The following is a 5,120-nucleotide window of genomic DNA, read 5'->3' on the forward strand; positions in this document are numbered from 1 at the left end:
AACGAGCTGGTCACAGAATTTCTTGACGACCATAGAGCATTGGAACCACCTGATCCCATCCCGAACTCAGCAGTGAAACGATGCATCGCCGATGGTAGTGTGGGGTTTCCCCATGTGAGAGTAGGTCATCGTCAAGATTGAATTCCGAAACCCCTGTCTGCTAACGCAGACAGGGGTTTTGTCGTTTCAGGTGTACTGAAAAGCCCATTGCGGAGCCTCTCCACAACGTGTTTTTCCACATTTTAGGCAAACAGTTTCAGCACATTGTTCATTGCATCATCGGCAAAGCCCTGCACGAAATCCTTGAAGCCCGGCAGCGCTTCGGTGCCTCCATGCGCCGGTTCGGCGATGATGGTCCAGGTGGCTCGGGACTTGCCCGCACCCAGTGGTTCAACGCTCATCGCTGCCCACAGATTGGCCACACCCAGGGTGTTGTAAATGGTGGTCCAGGTCATGTGCCTTGCCTGGTCGTCCCGGGAGTTGAGTTGCTCGACCACCAGATTGCCGTCCCTGAAAAACTTTTTACGTAGCGATGACACCCCATCACCGGTCATCTCGATGTGCGACAGCGCCGGAATGAAACGATCGAAGCCGGCAAAGTTACCGACTACGGCCCATACCTGCGCAGCGTCGGCGGGAACGTCCACCGAGGACGCCACGTGGCAGCCTTGAGGGTTTTTGATCAGGGTATCGGGTTGCAGAGTACTCATGGTTTTGCTCCGTTGGGGTTGAGTCAGATGAAGTTGATTTCTTTGAGGTAGTCGCAGCCGCGACGCAGCAGCGCCGGGGACTTTTTCGGGTAGTGCGCGCCCATTAGCCGAACACCGGCCTGGGCGTTGTCGTGACCGATCATCGAGATATCGCCGATGTCCTCCTCGAAGCCGTTGAGGTAGAACCCCAGTACGCCGAACAACGCGTTGTCGCTGTCGACCCGACCCAGTTGCTGCTGCCAGTCGGCGACGCTGACCATCGCGAAATCGCGCCCCGCCTCGCGGAAGGACGCCACGTAGTTGTCCCAGCTCAAGGGCTCGGGGTTGTGCAGGTTGAACACCGCTTGTTCCGGTTGATAACGACTGGCGTGGAAGGCGATGAATCGGGCGAGAAAGTCCACCGGCATCAGGTCGAAGTTCAAGGCAAATTCCGGCACCTGGCCAAGCTGGATCGAGCCCTTGAGCATTAGCATCAGGCGATTCTTGTGCGGCTGGCATACGCCTGTGAGGCTGTTGAAGCTGATGTTGCCGGGGCGGTAGAGATTGACCCGCACCCCAAGCTCCCGCGCCCGTTCGAGGATGCGCTCGCCGACCCATTTGGACAGGTTGTAGCCGTTCTTGATGTAGATCGGTGGCGTCGCTGCGGCCGGCAACTCGAGCACTCGGCCGTCGGCGGACATCGTGCTGGAGGCCGAGAGCGTCGAGACGAAGTTGAAGATTTTTTTGCTGCGCCCTTCGCACAGGCGCAAACATTCGAAAATCGGCTCGACGTTGTCCCGCGCCAGCGACTCGTAATCGAGGACGTGATTGACGTTGGCCGCGTTGTGCACCAGTGCGCCAAACTCTCGATCCAGTCGCTGGTATGCCTCGGGCGCCAAACCGAGTTGCGGTCGCGTGATGTCCGCCGCGTAAACCCTCACCCGGCTCATATCCAGATGCTCCAGACGGTTCTCCCGCAGCGCCTGGGCAAAGCGTTCATCCGCCGATTGCCCATTGCCGTCGCGAACCAGGCAGGCGACTTCGCTGGCCCCCCAGGCCAGCAACGCCTCGACGAGATGTACACCGACAAAACTGTTGGCGCCGGTGATGATCACCTTGTGCACATCGCCCATGCGGCTGATGGGCAACGGCTGAATATCCAGTTCACGGAAGGCATCGCGCAGGGCCTGTTCGCTCAGTACCTCTTCACTGCCGGAGCCGCGCACCAGCGTCGCCAGTTTGGTGATGGTGGGCAGTTCGATAAAGCGGTTGATCGAGATGCTGCGCCCGAATTCCTCGCGCAGTCGCAGGAGCATGCGCGATAGCAGGATCGAGTGCCCGCCCAGATTGAAGAAGCTTTCGTCGGTGGAAATGTCGCTCGCCGGCAGCTCCAGCAACTCGGCCCAGATTTCCAGCAGCAGGGCTTCATCGGCGTTGACGGGCAGGCGCCGTGAAGGGTTATCGGTGACGCTCACGGGCAGATCCAGCAACGCCTTGCGGTCGACCTTGCCATTGCTGGCGTACGGCATGCTTGTCAGCTCGGTCCATGCAACGGGGTTCATGTAGTCCGGCAGGTGCTGTGTCGCGTGGGCTTTCAACGCTTGGCGAGCGGTGCCGGGGAGGTCTTCCCGGGGTTGGGCAAGGAAGGCCAGAATCCGTCGCTGGCTATCGATGACCACGGCAACCTGGCGGTACAACTGGCTGTCGCGCAGGCAGCGCTCAATCTCTTCCGGCTCGACCCTGAAGCCGCGAATCTTCACCTGATTATCACGCCGACCGCAGAGTTCGATCCCTTCAGCCGTCCACTTCGCCATGTCCCCGGTGCGATAGACGCGCAGGGTCCGGCCGTCAGGCAAGTTCAGGTCCAGATAGCGCTCGGCGGTTTGCTGCGGGTTGTTCAGGTAACCCAGGCACACCCCCGGGCCGGCGATGTACAACTCACCGACGGTCTGTTCGGCCACCGGTTGAAAGTCATCATCGAGAATCAACACCTGGCTGTTGGCGATTGGGGCGCCCAGCGAGCGGTTGTTGTCGCCTGCCTGGAGTTTGCGCGCGGTAATCAGCACCGTGGCTTCGGTGGGCCCGTAGAGGTTGTAGAGCTTGCCCTGACGGCCCAGTTGCTCGATGACCCACGGCTCGCAGACATCGCCGCCGGTCATCACATGATCCAGGCACTGCAACTGCTCCAGAGGCAGGATGCTCAACAAGGCCGGCGGTAAAAAGGCGTGGGTCAGTTGTCGATGACGAATCAGTTCCACAAGTTGCAGCGGATCGCGGCGTTGGTCATCACCGGGCACGATCAGCTCGGCGCCTTGCAACAGGGTCGGGAAGATGTCGATCAGCGATGAGTCGAAACTCAACGAAGAAAACTGCAACACCCGGCTCTGGCCGGTCAGCTGCACATAGTCGGCGTACCAGTGTATGAAGTGCGCGAGGTTGGCCTGGCTGAGCAGAACACCCTTCGGATGGCCGGTGGTGCCCGAGGTGTAGAGCGCCATGCAGGGTGCATCGAGGTCGGGGCGTTGGCGCATCAACGGTTGAGTGAGGTYTGCGTCATGGACGTCGATGTGGCTGATATCCAGCCCCGGCATCTGGCTCGCCAGGGGATGCTCGCCGTCATGCAGCAACAATACCGCGCCAGCATTCGACAGAATGTACTGCTGACGTTGCAACGGATGGCTCGGCTCCAGCGGCAAGTACACCGCGCCGCTGCCCAGGATCGCCAGGATTCCCGCATACAGCGCATTGCATTTGGGCAGGCAGATCCCGATGACTACCGGGCCTTGATGCTGATCCAGCAGCGGTTGCAACCGTTGCTGGATGGCGCGGCTGTGGGCGTGCAATTGGCGATAGTCGAGGGTGTTGCCAGCGATGCTCAAGGCCGGATGGTCGGCGCTCTGGATGAATTGTTGTTCCAGCCTTTCGATCATCGACGTTTGCGCGAGTTGCTGCAGCCGTGGGTCGACGCTGCCATTGAGGCGATGCACGAACGCGAGGCTGTCCAGGAACCGCAGGATCTCGATGCGCTCGAAGCGGGCAGGTACGGCGGGTTCGGCGTGTCGAAAATAGTCGACATCCCGCGAGTAGCGGCTGACCAGCAACGCCACGTGGTCAACCAGAGCTGTCATGGCCTGCATACGCAACGCCTGGCCATTACCCGACGGTTCATCGGCAATGGGTACACGGGTCAGCAGCGTTGAGCCGTGGCAGCACAACACGTCCAGCGATGGCAGGCCGGACGCCTGCTGCCGGCCGAGACCCAATTGAATTGYCAGTCGTGGCGCATCCCCGATGTACTGAAACAGTGTGCCATCGTCGATCAGCAGGTCAGCCTGTCCAGGCATATCGTCGAGCGCGCAGATCCGCGTCAGTGAGTGACCGTGTTGTTCGAGTTCCAGCGCCAGGTTGGTCAGGGCCTGGCTTTGTCCGGTGAGCAAAATGTCGAGACGTCTCATGATGGGCTCCTCGTCAAACCAGATAGTCGCTGAGGGCGGTCTGTACGCACGGCGCATCGAGCAGCGAACTGCTGTGGAAAAACCGCACAATGTTGGCCACCAGGGGGTGATGGCGATTGATCGGAAAGGCCAGTGCCGACATTTCGTTCTTGAGTGCGCGCCGCGCCACATCGTTGATCTGCAGTGCGTCGATCAAGCGGAAGTCGAAGGATTTCTGGATGTCGTTGGTCAGGTAATGGCCAATGAACACCGGCAGGATCTGCGCGATGCACTGGCGGTCGCCTGCACTTGCGGTATGCCAGTAGATGCGTACCAGCCGCGCCCAAAAACCGGAGTGGCGCCCCTCGTCCAGCAGGTGATCGGCCATCAGGCCCTTGATCGATTGTTTGACCGTGTCGTCCTTGGCGAACGCGGCGACATCACCGGTCACCGTGTTTTCGGCGATGGYCACGCAAATGAGTTCTACAGCGCTGCGCAGGTGCTCCGGTGCCAGCGCCACGGCCGCCGGTATCGCCCGGCTCAGCTCGATCTCATCCGGCAACTCAATGGGGGTGATACCGGTCAACGCGATGGTTTGTTGCATGAAATCCATCGCCACCAGTGCGTGGTAATCCTCGTCCACCACAACCGTCATGGCGTCGTAGCGGCAGGCGAACGGGAACTCGAACGCGAAGCGATTCTTGGCGATGCTGCGGGCGGTTTTGTCGACGATCTCGGTTTCGAAAATCACCACATCGTTGATGAACTTGTAGAGCGTCTGTACCAGGGCGAAGTCGCGCTGTTCCGGGCATTCGCGCAGAAAGGTTTCGCTCAGCACCAAGGGTTGGCGGCTCAAGGGGTAGATCAGTTTGTCGTCGTTCTCCAGCACACGGCGCGGGCGTGTGCGGATGGTCGCGCGACTTTCCCAGGCGTCGGCGAAGGATTGGTAGTCGGCGGCGTTCATGCGCTCACCTCCGTGACGGATTCGTTCATGCTC

Annotated in this window: 3 protein-coding genes and 1 rRNA gene; 1 reads left to right on the forward strand and 3 read right to left on the reverse strand. The window is 60.3% G+C overall.

Features of this window, described 5'->3' with window-relative positions; translation table 11 throughout:
• The first annotated feature begins 21 nt into the window (after positions 1-21).
• Positions 22-137, forward strand: a 5S ribosomal RNA gene (gene rrf, locus ACXRVY_RS16580).
• A 105-nt stretch (positions 138-242) separates the two neighbouring features.
• On the opposite strand, the gene ACXRVY_RS16585 is transcribed toward rrf, so the two are convergent.
• The 3 genes from ACXRVY_RS16585 to ACXRVY_RS16595 are packed head-to-tail and all read right to left on the reverse strand — an operon-like array spanning position 243 to position 5,087.
• Positions 243-710 carry an SRPBCC family protein gene (locus tag ACXRVY_RS16585; RefSeq protein ID WP_223463867.1) on the reverse strand — a complete coding sequence of 156 codons (468 nt, stop codon included), beginning with the start codon at positions 708-710 and terminating at the stop codon, positions 243-245.
• 23 nt (positions 711-733) lie between these two features.
• On the reverse strand, positions 734-4,144 hold the full coding sequence (locus tag ACXRVY_RS16590; protein WP_458237784.1) for an amino acid adenylation domain-containing protein: 3,411 nt from the start codon (positions 4,142-4,144) through the stop codon (positions 734-736).
• A 13-nt stretch (positions 4,145-4,157) separates the two neighbouring features.
• Positions 4,158-5,087, reverse strand: a complete 930-nt coding sequence (locus ACXRVY_RS16595) for a diiron oxygenase (RefSeq protein ID WP_458237785.1) — start codon at positions 5,085-5,087, stop codon at positions 4,158-4,160.
• Between the last annotated feature and the right edge of the window lie 33 nt (positions 5,088-5,120).

Source organism: Pseudomonas sp. P5_A2_2, assembly GCF_054177685.1.

Excerpts from the sequence above, each read along its gene's own strand:
- ACXRVY_RS16585 (WP_223463867.1), bottom strand. The coding sequence starts at position 710 with ATGAGTACTCTGCAACCCGATACCCTGATCAAAAACCCTCAAGGCTGC.